A 14,298-nucleotide genomic window follows, 5' to 3' on the forward strand; every position below is an offset into this window, starting at 1 on the left:
CGACAGGCATGCGGTAAACACTAACGCAAGTTTACTTGCGTTAGTGGCGCGAGTCGGGAAACATGGCAACTCGTTCACCCGCGCTACGGAGGTTCAAGTGAAAGCAGTGACGTTTTTCAAGTCAGGTACAGAGGTGGCTTGCGAGGACATCCTCAGAATGGAAGTTAAAAGGGCGCGCTACATGATGGCCTTGCTCATGGAGAAACTGGGGGCGGACGGCATGGTCAGCCTGTTCGCGAAGGAGATCGCGGAGCACGAATCGAACGAGAAGGATTGGTCGCTGCGTGCGAGTGGTTGCTTCAGTTCGTCGGTTGCCGAAGCGCACGTCGCGGTGGGCACCAGCGCAGAATTCGTGAGTTGGTTCTGGGCGGGGTATGGCGGGCCGAACAGCCCGGCAATGCTCCGGGCCCACCCTGAGCATCTCGGTGCGCTACCACTCTCGGACGGGCGTGTCGGCATTCTGGAAGTACCGGGCCATACAAAGTCGCCGGCCCTCCTGAAGCTCCGCCATCTGGATGACTGGAGTGGAATCCCGATCGAACTGGCGCCCGATATGCCGCATCGGATGATGGGGCGCGTCGAGACGCCCGATGGCAAGACCGTTGGTTACTTGCTGCACCAATTCAAGGACACGTTTCCGGGGTTCGATGCGCGGCTGGAGATCTTCTGGCCATCGACCGCGCCAGAAGCACTCATTCACGGCCATTCAGACCACCTGATGGTCGAATGGTGCAACTGGTTCGAGCTGTACGTCCTCTCGCGGACGCAAGCAAGTGACTTGATGCCGTTGGCGCTTTCCGTGAATACATGACCGCGCCATCGGTTCGCGTACTTCGAGCGGGCAAGTGCGGCACGGGCCGCTTGGATGGAGCGGCAAAGCAGCAGCGGAAACGCGCTACCGCTTTGCCGCGTCATCGATACCGCGAACCGATTGCAGCCGATGTGCGATCAAATTTTCAATCCGCTCCCTCGGCAACGTCGCAAGGGGCATCAATCCGTGGCCGGCGGCGGTTCAGGAAAAACCAACGCTCCGGCGTGCGTGCCCGGCAGCACACCGAGGACCGAAGCCGAAGCGGCCATCTGTCCGGCTTCCTTTGATCGCCATCCGTCGGGCGCCGCACGGAGGCAGATTCCTATTCAATTATTTTGCAGTCCTTCATGACTGGAGGAGACATTAAAACGTGAGAAAGACGCAAAAAATCCGTCCGATGCTGCTGATCCCTGTCTCGATCGCGGTATTGGGCTTGCCGTCAAACGCGCATGCGCAAGGTAACGTCACGCTGTATGGTGTGGTGGACTCCGGCGTGATGTACACGAGCCGTACCTTCGACGCCGGAACGGGTGCGAGCGGCCCACATCAGGTATCGGCAACGGATGGCGGGATCTCAGGTTCTCACTTTGGTATCACCGGTGCCGAGGATCTGGGCGCAGGTACGAAGGCGATCTTTACGCTCGAAAGCGGTTTTACGACGAACAACGGGGCGCTGGGCAACTCGAACGGGAATCTCTTCGGGCGGCAAGCCTTCGTTGGGCTCTCCGGACACTTCGGTACCGTCAAGGCCGGCCTGCAGTACTCTCCATTCGGACTTGCGATCGTCGACACGGACGCGCGGCATGTGTCGTTTTTCGGAAGTCAGGCCGGAATTTACATGGGCAATTTCTTCGCAACCGGCATTTTCGTCGCGAATGCCGTGTCCTATACGAGTCCGACGATCGCTGGCTTACAGGCAAGTGCATTGCTTGCGCTGGGCGGCAATCCAAAGGGATTTCAGGCGGGGCGCCAGTATGCGGCTCGCGTGAGATACGAATGGAACGACCTGGTCGTGAACGCTGCGTTTTTCAGTGGAAATCCCGGCGGTTCAGCCAGCGTTTCGACGCCATTCCCGTCAACGATCGAATTCAGCGGTCGAACGGTCGGCGCGAGCTACAAGTGGGGAGGCGCAACACTCAAGGGATCGTACACAAGCTACAAGATCGCCGGCTCCTTCAACGAGAAAGTGTACGCTGCGGGCGGCGAATATCTGATCACGCCGGCACTGTCCACCGACGTAGGCGTTTGGTACATGCGGGACAGCAACGACTCGGCGAACCATTCTTTACTGGCGTCTGCCGGGCTGGACTACTTTCTGTCGAAGCGAACGACCTTGTATGGCTCCGCGGCATACGTGAACAACCACGGGTTGATGCATACGGGATTCACGGTGAATGGCGCGCTGTATGAGCCAACCGGCAGCAGTGTGGGTATCGTCGTTGGTGTTCGTCACCTCTTCTAGCACACCGAAAGACACAAGCGCTGACATCGCCGCCAGCCGATCACGCTGGCGGCGATTTCACGCATGCGTGCCGGCATCGCGGTACCGTGTTCAAGCACGGTGAGCGGATACCACGAGTCCGCTGGCGGGGCGTTTCAAAGCGCGAGGACCACGAACGTGGCCCTCGCATTGAATTAGTGGCCGGTTGCGAAATAACGTGCGGTCAATGAGCGCGTTCCGCGGCCGGCACCTGCAAAACGGTTCCGTAGTTGGTGCCGAAACCGATTCGTGCAAAACCATCGCGTTCACACCAGCCCCGGAAAATGACGGTATCGCCGTCGTCGAGGAACGTGCGGCTTTCACCATTGCCGATATCCACGGGTTGCGCGCCGCCTGCCGTGAGTTCGATCAACGCACCGGCTTCGCCCGATGACGGGCCGGAGATGGTGCCGCTTCCCAGCAGGTCACCCGGCTGGAGGTTGCAGCCCCCCATCGTGTGGTGCGCGATCATCTGCCCGAGCGTCCAGTACTGGTGCCGGAAACTGGTGCGCGTCAACGTACGCGGTTGCAGCCCTTGCGCGAGCTGACGCGCGCTGAGGATCGACACCTCGAGCTGGATGTCGAACGCCCCGGCCGTGCTGTTGTCGCCTGAAGACAGGTAATCGAGTGGCTGCGGGCGTTCGGCGACGCGTGACCACGTGGTGCGGTAAGGCAACAATGCTTCGAGGGTTACCAGCCAGGGCGATATCGTCGTCGCGAAATTTTTCGCGAGGAATGGCCCGAGCGGCTGCATTTCCCACGACTGGATGTCGCGCGCGGACCAATCGTTCAGCAGGCAGAGCCCGAAAATGTGCCGTTGAGCCTCACGCAGCGGGATTGAAGTACCGCGTGGATTGCCGACCCCGATCACTGCGCCCAGTTCCAGCTCGTAGTCGAGCCGGCGACATGCATCGTGAACGGGAGAGGCGGACGGATTCGGGCGATATTGTCCCTTTGGCCGGTAGACCTGCTGACCGCTGATGCCAATCGACGACACGCGGCCATGATAAGCGATGGGTAACCAGTCGAAATTCGGGCTGATCGCCATGCCGAGCGGGCGGCTGCAGTTCACCGCATGATCGAGAGAGGTGTAGAAATCGGTGTAGTCGCCGATACGCACGGGTACGGCATACTCGGCTTCCGCTTGTGATACCAGCGTCTTCCGTACGCCCGGCTCATGCGGACTACCGGCCCGAAGCAGTTCGAAGAGTGAGTGGCGCAGTGCCTGCCAGGCGGCCGGCCCCATATCGAGCAGTGCATTCAGCGTGATTGCCGTTGCCGCTCGCACGGCCTCGAGTGCCAGACCGTCCATGCAGCCCGCTTGCTGTAACGCAGCGAGGTCAACGATCTGGTCGCCGATCGCGATCCCGCCACGCCAGGTCTCGCCTCCGCCCCGACGGCGAAACACGCCGATTGGCAAATTCTGCAACGGAAAGTCGGTCCCCGCCACGTTGGCCGCTTCCAGCCAGCTGCGTTGCGTGACGTCATGTGTGTGATTCAGTTCCATTGAGGCTCCTCGCCTATACGGTTCGATGCAGGTCGCAAGCTGTTGCATTGAGGGCGTCGTCGAAGATCGCGACTGCGCGAGTCCAGCCTGCGGAGGCACCCCGGATTTTGTGCGGGAAGCACGAGATGAAGAAGCCGTGAGGTGGCAGCACCTCGAGATTGTGGAGTTTTTCCAGATGGCAATAGCCGATCTTGCGGCCGGCCTTGTGTCCTTCCCAGATCAGCGATGCATCACGCGTTTCGGCATATTTTTTTGCGGTATGTACGAATGGTGCGTCCCAACTCCACGCGTCGGTGCCAGTCAGGCGAACCCCTCGCTCGAGCAGGTACATGGTTGCGTCGAAGCCCATGCCGCAACCCGAGGAGACATAGTCGGGTTGTCCATAGCGGTTGCCTGCACGCGTGTTGATGACGACGATATCAAGCGGCTTTAGATCGTGGCCGATGCGCGCAAGCTCGAATTCGACGTCACTAGCGGTCACGACGTAGCCATCGTCGAAGCCAGTGAAATCAAGCTTCACGCCGGATTGGAAGCACCAATCGAGCGGGACTTCGTCGATGGTTGTCGAACGCTGCCGCTCGCCCTTCGAATCGTTCATCGTGCTGTGGAAGTGGTACGGCGCATCCAGATGGGTACCGTTGTGTGTGCTCAACTGAATGTGTTCGATGGCCCAGCCTTCGTTGTCAGGCAGGTCGGTTTCCTGTAGGCCGGGAAAGAAGGCCGTAACGGCTTTGGCCGTATTCCGGTGCGTCAGATACTGAATCTTGGGGCCGTAACCCGGTGGATCGGAAATGACGTCGTTTTCCAGATAGATCGAAAGATCGACGAAGCGTCGTGTCATGTGCGGTTGCTCCTGGTTTGGGGGACTTACCACCGACGCCGCATAGCACCGTTCATGTTATGCAGACTGTACGATCGTACAGTCAGTATTGTGTTGGTGTAAACTGGCGGCGCGTAATGAACGGAATGGCATTCGCGGTAATCGAGTCACAGGACAGCGGAGACACCATGCAATCGAAGGAAGTCACGGGACGGGCGACCGGCGTCCGGCGCGGGAAGGGAGCGCAACAGGCGGTCGAGACGAGCAAGCGCGAGCGGGTGCTCGACGTGGCAGAGCGGCTGTTTGCCGAAGGCGGTTTCGATGGCGTTTCGATGCGGGATATTGCGTCGGCGGCAGAGGTTGGGCTGCCGTTGATCGTGTATCACTTCGAGACGAAGATGGGCTTGTACCGCGCCCTGTTCGAGCGCCGCAAGACGGTGCTCGACACCCGGTTGGCTTTGCTTCGTGAACCAGTCGCCGAAGGTGAAGACCCGCTTGAGCATATCGTGCGAGCCTTCGTGCTCCCGGTGATGCAAATCCAGAATACCGAGTCCGGACTTGCGTATGCCAAACTCGTCGCGCGCGAAGCTTCCGATCCACGCGAGGCCGAGCGCGGCATCGTTGCTCAATATTTCGATCCGTTTGCGGCGGAATTCATCAAGGAAATCAGGAGAGCGCTGCCAGGCCATGGCGCCAACTATGCGCACTGGGCCTACTTGTTCGCGGTAGGCGCGTTGGTGATGAGTGCGTTCGACAGTCGCATCGAGCGTATCTCGGGCGGCAAGGTCAAGGCCGGCGCCCTGAAGCGCAAGGCCGAGCATCTGGTGACTTTCATTTCCGCCGGGATTCGCGCTGGCGCAACCTCTGACGCGCGTGCACCAGCCGCTTAGGCAGCACCTTGTCGTTGAACGCCGCTTGCATCGATCGTGACGAAATCCTTCTTTATCACGATGGCGTGATTGCACGCTCAAACTCGGGAGTCGCACAACGCCTGACCAGGAGGTCCGGCGCCGTAGGGGAGTTGACACAGGCCTTCGCACGACGCGGCCAGTGACAACTTTATTTCGCAACGTACAACCCCATGAATTTCCGAGAGTTCCGAATCTTCCAGTCAACATCGACCCGCGAAGTGACAACTTTCCTTCGCAAACGGTGACGACTTTATTTTGGCCTACGGCTGGTGGCTCGGGCGCCCGGATCACTGGAGCCATCTCGCGCTGCGCGTACCAGGAGCGTTCATCGCGCTGATCGGCGGGCTCGTCTGGCTCAACTTCGATCTCGCATGGAAAGTGTCGGAGTGGCCGACCACGCACGACACGTTCGCTGTAGTGCTCGCACATTTGCTGGCCAGCGGCGCGACGCTGATCACCTGTAGCATCGCAGTCGGCGCTGCCGTGCGGCGAGTCTCCTGGCTGCGACCGGCGGGGACCTAGCATGACGCAGCTGCGCCTGACGCCCGGCAACTTCACGTTGTATCGCGCGTATCCCGATGGCCTCAACGAGTCGACACTGCCCGGGCACTAAGGCGTGCCGGGAGGCCGTAGTGCGCGTGACGCATCGCACGCTCGCGACGCTGCGCGATACTCGAACGATAGCGGCGCGCGGCCGACATCGACGCCGCGTATTTGCCGCACCTGAAGCCCGGCAGCTTGCCGCACGACGCGCATGTCGGACTGGTTGCCAAGCTTCGGCATGCCGCTTAGGAGTTCAACTTCTCCCTATACATGCCGCTCGGTCGGCATGCCACACACCCACCTCGAATCGTCCGACCGCAAGAAAAATTGCGCCCGCTGGCATGACCGTTCACGGTCGGAACAATGGGTTGTGTGGCGGCGGTGTACAACCCTTCCGCGTAGACCGTCCGAAATCGTGACGTGACACTCTCCCTACCACGACGCCCAAGTGATGCCGCGATGGCTTTTCCTAAACCCCCCGCGTGATTTAGGAAAAGCCGCCGGGCTTCCTTTCTTGGGCGCATGGAACATATCGGCTGGCGCACACGCCATCGTGGCGTGACAGCGCGGTCGCAACGGCCATTTTGGGAGCACGCCTCATGACGGAAGAAACGCATAAGAAACTTAACCGCTGGCTGGAAACGGTAGAAAAATGCCTGCGTATCGGCGCGGTACTGCTCAGAGTGATGAGGTGACCAACGACGCCCACCACGCCGACTAGGTGCGGCACCGGGCGCCATCGTGACCGGCCGCCGCTCGTCGAGCGGCTCGCGTGAAGCGATACCCCATAACCGGCTTCCTTGGCGGGACAGCAGCGGGACTCAGAGCCGAATCCGCTCGACCTCGCCGAGGCTGGCAGCGCGTGATCGACACAAACCTGACGAGCGCATTTATCGTCTCGAAGCAGGCGGCGCGCCGCATGATCGCGCGCGGCACCGGCGGCAAGATCATCAACATCGGCTCGCTCACGAGCGAAGCCGCTCGCGCGACGGTCGGCGCGTATACGGCGGCCAAGGGCGGCATCAAGATGCTGACTCGCGCGATGAGCGCCGAATGGGCCTCGGCGAACGTTCAGGCGAACGCGATCGGGCCGGGCTACATCCTGACCGACATGAACACGCCGCTCGTCGAGAACGCGACGTTCGACGCGTGGGTCAAGAGCAGCAATCCTGCGCAACGTTGGGGCAAACCGGAGGAACTGATCGGCACGGCGATATATCTGGCCTCGGCGGCATCAAGCTATGTCAATGGCCAGATCATCTACGTCGATGGCGGCTGGCTGGCCGTCCTCTGAATGCAGGTGCGCGCGGAGTACATCAAAACCAAAGGCGGCCCGCGCGAAGTAACCGTCCTTGCGCCTTACCCATCTGGAGACATCATGGAAAGCGTCAAACCCGTTGCACCCCAAAGATGGTGGCATCTGATGCCCATCATCTTCATCACCTACAGCCTTGCCTATCTCGACCGCGCAAACTACGGCTTCGCCGCGGCAGCCGGGATCGACCGGGATCTCGGCATCTCCCACGGCACGTCGTCGCTGATCGGCTCGCTGTTCTTTCTCGGCTACTGCCTGTTCCAGGTGCCCGGCGCGATCTATGCACAACGCAACAGCGTGAAGAAGCTGATCTTCTTCAGCCTGGTTCTGTGGGGCCTGTGCGCCGCGGCAACCGGGATGGTCAGCAATATTCCGATGCTGATGGTGCTGCGTTTCGTGCTCGGCGTGGTGGAGGCCGCGGTCATGCCGTCGATGCTGATGTACATCAGCCGCTGGTTCACGCGTTCCGAGCGCTCGCGCGCGAATACGTTCCTGATTCTCGGCAATCCGGTGACCGTGTTGTGGATGTCGGTGGTGTCGGGCTATCTGGTCCACAGCTTCGGATGGCGCGAGATGTTCGTCATCGAAGGACTGCCGGCGCTCGCATGGGCGGTGGTCTGGTGGTTCACGGTCAAGGATCTCCCGGCCGACGCGCCATGGATGACCGATGCTGAAAAGGCCGAACTCGACGCGCGCCTGAAGGCCGAGCAGGCTCACATCGCACCGGTGCGTGACTACAAGATTGCATTCCGTTCGTCGATCGTGCTGAAGTGCTGCGCGTTCACGCGCTCTGGAGCGTCGGCGTATACGGCTTCATTATGTGGCTGCCGTCGATTCTCAAGGCCGCCTCGACGATCGACATCGTGTCGGTCGGCTGGCTCGCCGCGGTTCCGTATCTCGCTGCGATCATTCTGATGCTGTTCGCGTCCTGGCTGTCGGACAAGACAGGCAATCGGAAGCTGTTCGTCTGGCCGCTACTGCTCGTCGGGACGATCGCGTTTGTCGCGTCCTACCTGATCGGCGGATCGCACTTCTGGATCTCGTTCGCGCTGCTTGTCGTCGCCGGCGCAACGATGTACGCGCCGTACGGCCCATTCTTCGCGCTCGTGCCGGAGCTCATTCCGAGCAACGTGCTGGGTGGCGCGATCGGCGTCATCAACGCTAGTGGCGCGCTGGGCGCGTTTCTTGGTTCGTGGGTAGTCGGATATCTGAACGGTGCGACCGGCAGCCCCGCCGCATCGTACATCTTCATGGCGGCCGCATTGCTGCTGTCGGTCATCCTGATGATCACGATGCCCGTGCGTTCCGAGCAGCGCTCGTCAGGCGACCAACCGGTCTCGCTGCGGCGCACCTGAAGTACCGCATGATGTGGCTTCGATTCATCGATTTGATTTTGGCAGACAAAAAATGGCAACCCTGATTACCGATGTAAAGGTCATCCTGACCGCGCCGGAAGGCATCAATCTGATCGTCGTCAAGGTCGAGACCAACCAGCCCGGCCTGTACGGGCTGGGATGCGCAACGTTTGCCTACCGGCACATCGCAGTCAAATGTCTCGTCGAGGAGTATCTACGGCCGCTGCTGATCGGGCGTGACGCCGATGCGATCGAGGAACTCTGGCAACTGATGCACCAGAACGCCTACTGGCGCAATGGTCCGATCGAAAACAACGCGATTTCGGGTGTCGACATGGCCTTGTGGGACATCAAGGGAAAAATGGCGAACATGCCGCTCTATCAGCTTTTCGGGGGCAAGTGCCGCGAAGGCGTGCCGGTCTATCGGCATGCTGATGGCCGCGACCTAGGCGAGCTGTGTGAGAACATCGAGAAGTATCGCGAGCAAGGCATCACGCACATCCGCTGTCAGAGCGGCGGCTATGGCGGCGACGGTTACGGCAGGGCGCCGACGAGCGCGCCGTACGGTGCTGCGGATGGCGTGTACCTCAACAGCAAAAAGTACATGCGCGAAACGCTCGAGCTGTTCGATGGCATTCGCAGCAAGGTCGGCTTCGACGTCGAGCTGTGTCACGACGTGCATGAACGCCTGAAGCCGGTCGAAGCCATTCGTTTCGCGTGCGAGCTCGAGCAGTACGACCTGTTCTTTCTCGAAGATGCGATCGCGCTCGAAGAAGGCGAATGGATCCGTCAGTTGCGGGAGAAAACGACTATGCCGCTGGCTCAGGGCGAACTCTTCAACAATCCGTATGAATGGCGCTTTCTGATCACGGAGCGGTTGATCGACTTCATTCGCGTTCACCTGAGCCAGATCGGAGGCATCACCGCAGGGCGCAAGCTGCAGATATTCGCTGAGCAATTCGGCGTCAGGACCGCATGGCACGGTCCGGGCGACATGTCGCCGCTGGCGCACGCGGCGAATATCCATATCGATCTCGCCTCGCGCAATTTCGGCGTCCAGGAATGGTCCGGTACCGAGCCGCCCAACTTCGTGATTCAGGAACTCAAGGGGCCAAGGGCGGCGTTGCTGGATGTATTTCCCGGCCTTCCTGAATTCCGGAACGGGCACGTGTATGCCAATGACAGACCGGGGCTGGGCGTGGACATCGATGAAGCCGAGGCGGCGAAATATCCGTGCGAGAACGCGGTGACCACCTGGACGCAGACGCGGCTGAAGGATGGGACGTTGCAGACACCGTAAAGTAGTCGATTCGCTCGCAGGCACGGAACGCTTAGAAACATCGATGTTCTCATGTTGCGCGCTTGGTGCAGGTTACGGGATTTCCAAGGCATACCGGTGCCGGAACGGGGAAGACTACACGCATGCTTGGCGCCGAGAGCGGCGCCTCGCTAGGGTCAACGAGATAATTGCTGAGACTGGCCGCTCCGCGGTCGGTCGCTTGACCGTCACATCATTGGGCCGGCCGTGCTCGATGCGTCAACCGCGCCATCGGCGACATACGATAACGCGCACTTGGAAGTCCAGCGTCACTGGCAACGAGCCCACTTCAAGATGCGGCCGCACGGTCCACGAGGGTCGCTACGCAAACTGGTCTTTATTGGGCCGAACATCGCGCGGGGAAATCGCGTGAGTCCGCCATGATGAGGGTTCACTTGACATAATTGTATCTCTCGCCGGACAGGCTGTAGCGGCCTTTGGGCGCTACCTGCGGTATCGGCGGCAGAGCGCTCGCATGTATTTGCATTGTTCGCAGAATCCTGGTGGCCTATAGGTGGACATCCCCAACGTCGCTGTGTCGACGCCGAAAACTTTGGGGCGCAGGAATTTGCTCGGAGGCTCTTTACCGACAATGCCTTGCGGTCGGTATTTGATTGCCGATGGAGCATTTATGGGTAGGATCGTGGGTAGGAAGCCATCCGTGACTGAGAGAGTCTTACCTGGCGGACCTATGCGAGCGGTTGGTGGAGTCGGCTGCCTTCCGCCAGTCAAGGGTTCCCGGACATTCCGGCGGCTTCCGTGAACGCGTCGCAGGTCGCTGATTTCAACGCGATTTGTGGGTAACGGCATGCGTGCGGCTTCCCCTCGCGTCCCACACAATTTCCGCGCGAAGTATGGGTAGCGGCGTTGGCTTTGGTGTTTGCTCCATTTGACGAAGAAGGCGAGGAGGCAGTCATTCGCCGTCTTGCCGCAGCGCGTTCAATTGACGGGATCATCATCACCCGCGCGCGGGTTGATGTCCCGCGGGTTCCGCTACTCAAATCGCTGGGCATCCCTTTCGTTGTTCACGGTCGCACGCACACGTGTGAGGACTATGCATTCGTCGATATCGACAACGAAGCCGTCTTCTTCAAGTCGGCTTCGCTTCTATTGAACCTTGGACATCGACGAATCGTGATGCTAAACGGGCTGCCCGAATTCAAAATCTGTCCCCGCCCCCGATTTTGCGAAACGATGGCATTCGCGTTCGACACTCCAAGCATTGACATCCTCGTCAGCAATGCCGGCGGCTCGCGGCAGGTGCCGGTGATCGCGCCGGAAACGACATGGGAAGAGGCATTCGCGCTGAATTTCTCTGTTGCGCGCCGGCTCGCCGAAGCAGTACTCCCGAGAATGCGCGCGCGCTGCTGGGGCCGCGTCATCAACATCAGCGGGTTGATGGAGCCGCGCACGCTCAACGCGGCCAGTGCGGCGAAGGCCGCCCTTCATCTGTGGACGAGAGGGCTCTCCTGCGACGTCGCCGCCGACGGCGTGACCGTCAACACGATTCCGCCGGGCCGCATCAACAGCGAGCAGACGCTGACGAAACTGCATCCGAGCGAGGACGCACGCCAGGCGTTCGTCGCGAACAACATTCCCGCGGGCTATTTCGGTGAGCCCCAGGATATCGGGCATCTGGTCGCACTCCTGCTCCACCGCTTGCGCGATATATCACGGGGGCAGTCATTCCGGTGGATGGGGGCATGCATTATTTCGCGCACTGACGTTCAGGCGATGCATTGAGTGGCAGCATTGCGTCGCCATCCGACCGAGTTCCACGAATGGATTTCCCGTAAAGCGAAATAATTCTGTCACTCCAGAATCCGCACAGATCCTGATTAGACGTTTATCCGAAAGCAGACCGCCGAATGCATCGACTCGTTCGAGGAACTGCGGTCTGCAATTACTGCCGTCATCGACATGCTGTCGCACCTCTATGCCGCTGTCTTGAGCGTCGGCACCGAAGCCGAATCGGTCACGCCGTGCCCGGCAATTGCCAATGCCAGAACGGGGTTCAGGCTGTCCACCATCGAACTCGGAATCAGAATCGTGGCACCGCGCTCCTTCGTCGTTTCATAGATGATGTTCATCGCTCGCAATTGAAGTGCGGACGGATGATTCTCATAGACTTTCGATGCCTCGACGAATTTCGCCGCCACTTCTGCCTCCGCGGAACCGAGTATCACACGCGCCTGCTTCTCGCGTTCGGCTTGTGCCTGCCGCGACATCGAATCCTGCAGCGCGACGGGGATTGCGACGTCTCGCGTTTCCACGGACCTCACCGTGATACCCCAATCCGCGGTTTTTCTGCCGATTTCCTCTGCCAGGTGTTCATCGGCCGCCTTTCGATCGGAGAGCAGCGTGGCCAGCATCGATGAACCAATCATCTCCCGCAGCGAGGTTTGCGCGACACGATCGATGGCCTGCCGGTAGTCAGTGATGGCCAGTGCCGCTTTTTGGGCGTCGTGTACGTGCCAGAAAATGATGGCGTCGACGTTGACCGGCACGGTATCCCTGGTAAGCGCCTCTTGAGCATTGAATGCCGTCGTTTGAATGCGCTCATCGATCACTGCGACGACGTTGTCCAGTATCGGAACAATCAAAAAGAATCCGGCGCCCTTGACGCTCTGCAGTTTCCCGACGCGCAGGATCACGAACTTTTCCCACACGTTCGCCACTTTCACGGAGAGTGCGATCAGGATGGCGACGATGAAGATGGGTAATGCGAGATACGGATTGACCAGGGCACCGACGGCAAACGCCGCAAGCATTACGACGGCGGACAGAAATAGCGTGACGGGGTTCATGGTGGCGCTCCATTCGATGATGCCGACCTGCGGCAAGCGCCACGAAGCACGATAACTGTCCGCGCGATTGTCCTTGCGCCCGGGCACCGGAGATTTGGGCGCTCATTCGAAAGATGCGCCCGATCGCGATGCGAATCTGTACGATGACGTACCGGGACGCGGCGACGGAGCCGCGACTCGTCGCGAGCAATGCGCAAGACCGGCAAGCGCTGCGCACGGTATCGTCCATGCTGTCGGCCCGCCAGCTGATAGGGCGGCATCACGCGCGCCGTTTATCCTGACGGGCGACGTGCCAAAGTAAAAAGCCGGCGTTTGGCCGGCTTCGCAATCCGCCTTGCTGGGGCGGCTCCTCGTTCTGCTTGAGCGCGAGGAGGTGGACTACGGGGTACGTTACCGGGTCAATAGAAAACTCATGCCGAGACGTTTCCTTGCATCGGAAATATATCGTCTGCGCGTAACGGCTTTCCACGAAAGGGGATGCCGGTTTTTTCGCTGCGGACCCACGACCGGCATGCCGTCGTCGGTCGCACGCGCCTCCGCCTGTTCTTGTTGGTTGTCCTGGAAATTTTTTTCTCGCTTCGGGTGATCGTTCATCAAACGGCTCCGTCAGGAAATCGCGTTGCGTCACGGTTCAGGCTTGTACTGCTTGAATCGAATCAAACCGCGCAGGCGATAGGGGGCGCAACGGCCTACGTTCGTCACGACGTACCCCTCGTCATGAAGTCTACGATCCATCGCCAATCTGCGCGTGAAGTACCACCATGCGTCTGCAGGCTTCGGCAGTCGGTACGCTGCCGTACATGACCGATGGGGAATACAGGCTCCCTGCGCTTCAAGCGCGATTGAGCATGCCGCGCAGACTGTTCTTCAGCGTACAGATTCGTCGAGCCCCGCAATGCATGATGACTTTCGTTGCATTTTCCGTCAGGAGCGAGTCATGAAATATCCGGTCTATATCACGCGGCACGGGAATCCCCGCTATCGCGGCGCGCTTCCGGATTTTCCGGAAATCGATGTGGCGGGTGACTCGTATGACGAGTTGCTGGTGGCTGCGGCGCAACAGGTCATGGCCTGCTACGACCGCTCCGCGCGTCTTGTACCGCCGCCGACCACGGATATGTCGATATTGCAGGCGTCGGATGTCGACGTGGGTAACGGAATCTGGCGGTTCTTCGATATCGACCTGACCGGGATGACCTCGAGTTCCGTGAGGATCGAGCTGTGCCTACCGAAATGCATTGTGCGTGACATCGACCTGAAGGCGAGCGCGCTGCACACGACTCGCGATGCATTCGTGTCGATGGCGTGTGCGAACGCCGACCAATCAGCGCAGCACGTCGCGGTGCGTTCCGAACCCACCGTGAAATCGCTGTCGGAAGCGGCTTGACGGTGAGACGCTTTGGACGTGAAGCCTGGGCGGATGGAGTGGTC

At 60.1% G+C, this 14,298-nt stretch carries 12 protein-coding genes and 1 pseudogene; 9 read left to right on the forward strand and 4 right to left on the reverse strand.

Annotated elements, in window-relative coordinates; all coding sequences use genetic code 11:
- The first annotated feature begins 97 nt into the window (after window positions 1-97).
- Together LMA02_RS21255 and LMA02_RS21260 are read left to right on the forward strand one after the other, a co-directional pair.
- A complete protein-coding gene (locus LMA02_RS21255; protein ID WP_228909695.1) occupies window positions 98-811 on the forward strand; it encodes a hypothetical protein in 714 nt (237 codons plus the stop codon).
- 397 nt (window positions 812-1,208) lie between these two features.
- On the forward strand, window positions 1,209-2,273 hold the full coding sequence (locus LMA02_RS21260; RefSeq protein ID WP_228910070.1) for a porin: 1,065 nt from the start codon (window positions 1,209-1,211) through the stop codon (window positions 2,271-2,273).
- A gap of 202 nt (window positions 2,274-2,475) precedes the next feature.
- On the opposite strand, the gene fahA is transcribed toward LMA02_RS21260, so the two are convergent.
- Window positions 2,476-3,798, reverse strand: coding sequence for a fumarylacetoacetase (gene fahA, locus LMA02_RS21265; RefSeq protein ID WP_228909696.1), 1,323 nt, complete (start codon window positions 3,796-3,798; stop codon window positions 2,476-2,478).
- Window positions 3,799-3,811: 13 nt separating this feature from the next.
- The gene (locus LMA02_RS21270; RefSeq protein WP_228909697.1) at window positions 3,812-4,639 is read right to left on the reverse strand and encodes a cyclase family protein; all 828 of its coding nucleotides are present in this window, start codon (window positions 4,637-4,639) and stop codon (window positions 3,812-3,814) included.
- Window positions 4,640-4,806: 167 nt separating this feature from the next.
- On the opposite strand from LMA02_RS21270, the gene LMA02_RS21275 reads away from it, so the two are divergent.
- The 6 genes and pseudogenes from LMA02_RS21275 to LMA02_RS21300 all read left to right on the forward strand — a co-directional run bounded on the left by LMA02_RS21275 (window position 4,807) and on the right by LMA02_RS21300 (window position 11,803).
- Window positions 4,807-5,508, forward strand: coding sequence for a TetR/AcrR family transcriptional regulator (locus LMA02_RS21275; protein WP_228909698.1), 702 nt, complete (start codon window positions 4,807-4,809; stop codon window positions 5,506-5,508).
- 276 nt (window positions 5,509-5,784) lie between these two features.
- Window positions 5,785-6,051: a hypothetical protein gene (locus LMA02_RS21280; protein WP_228909699.1), complete on the forward strand. Its 267-nt coding sequence runs from the start codon at window positions 5,785-5,787 to the stop codon at window positions 6,049-6,051.
- Between the two features lie 793 nt (window positions 6,052-6,844).
- Window positions 6,845-7,366, forward strand: a complete 522-nt coding sequence (locus tag LMA02_RS21285) for an SDR family oxidoreductase (protein WP_267478990.1) — start codon at window positions 6,845-6,847, stop codon at window positions 7,364-7,366.
- A gap of 84 nt (window positions 7,367-7,450) precedes the next feature.
- Window positions 7,451-8,742: pseudogene (locus LMA02_RS21290) on the forward strand (MFS transporter).
- A gap of 52 nt (window positions 8,743-8,794) precedes the next feature.
- Window positions 8,795-10,042: an enolase C-terminal domain-like protein gene (locus LMA02_RS21295; RefSeq protein ID WP_228909700.1), complete on the forward strand. Its 1,248-nt coding sequence runs from the start codon at window positions 8,795-8,797 to the stop codon at window positions 10,040-10,042.
- A gap of 894 nt (window positions 10,043-10,936) precedes the next feature.
- On the forward strand, window positions 10,937-11,803 hold the full coding sequence (locus LMA02_RS21300) for an SDR family oxidoreductase (protein WP_228910071.1): 867 nt from the start codon (window positions 10,937-10,939) through the stop codon (window positions 11,801-11,803).
- Between the two features lie 191 nt (window positions 11,804-11,994).
- Here the strand turns inward: LMA02_RS21300 and LMA02_RS21305 are convergent, their stop codons facing one another.
- Window positions 11,995-12,867: a slipin family protein gene (locus LMA02_RS21305; RefSeq protein WP_175667469.1), complete on the reverse strand. Its 873-nt coding sequence runs from the start codon at window positions 12,865-12,867 to the stop codon at window positions 11,995-11,997.
- A 390-nt stretch (window positions 12,868-13,257) separates the two neighbouring features.
- A complete protein-coding gene (locus LMA02_RS21310; RefSeq protein WP_175663594.1) occupies window positions 13,258-13,461 on the reverse strand; it encodes a hypothetical protein in 204 nt (67 codons plus the stop codon).
- A 343-nt stretch (window positions 13,462-13,804) separates the two neighbouring features.
- Here LMA02_RS21310 and LMA02_RS21315 point away from each other — a divergent pair, with 343 nt between their 5' ends.
- Complete coding sequence (locus tag LMA02_RS21315; protein ID WP_175663595.1) at window positions 13,805-14,254, forward strand: type II toxin-antitoxin system HicB family antitoxin; 450 nt, start codon at window positions 13,805-13,807, stop codon at window positions 14,252-14,254.
- The last annotated feature ends 44 nt before the right edge of the window (window positions 14,255-14,298 follow it).

The organism is Burkholderia sp. B21-005 (genome assembly GCF_020843965.1).
GTDB lineage: Bacteria > Pseudomonadota > Gammaproteobacteria > Burkholderiales > Burkholderiaceae > Burkholderia > Burkholderia ambifaria.

Coding starts and splice junctions, on each gene's coding strand:
- LMA02_RS21260 (WP_228910070.1), top strand. CDS start 1,209: ATGCTGCTGATCCCTGTCTCGATCGCGGTATTGGGCTTGCCGTCAAAC.
- fahA (WP_228909696.1), bottom strand. CDS start 3,798: ATGGAACTGAATCACACACATGACGTCACGCAACGCAGCTGGCTGGAA.
- LMA02_RS21270 (WP_228909697.1), bottom strand. CDS start 4,639: ATGACACGACGCTTCGTCGATCTTTCGATCTATCTGGAAAACGACGTC.
- LMA02_RS21275 (WP_228909698.1), top strand. CDS start 4,807: ATGCAATCGAAGGAAGTCACGGGACGGGCGACCGGCGTCCGGCGCGGG.
- LMA02_RS21295 (WP_228909700.1), top strand. CDS start 8,795: ATGGCAACCCTGATTACCGATGTAAAGGTCATCCTGACCGCGCCGGAA.
- LMA02_RS21305 (WP_175667469.1), bottom strand. CDS start 12,867: ATGAACCCCGTCACGCTATTTCTGTCCGCCGTCGTAATGCTTGCGGCG.
- LMA02_RS21310 (WP_175663594.1), bottom strand. CDS start 13,461: ATGAACGATCACCCGAAGCGAGAAAAAAATTTCCAGGACAACCAACAA.
- LMA02_RS21315 (WP_175663595.1), top strand. CDS start 13,805: ATGAAATATCCGGTCTATATCACGCGGCACGGGAATCCCCGCTATCGC.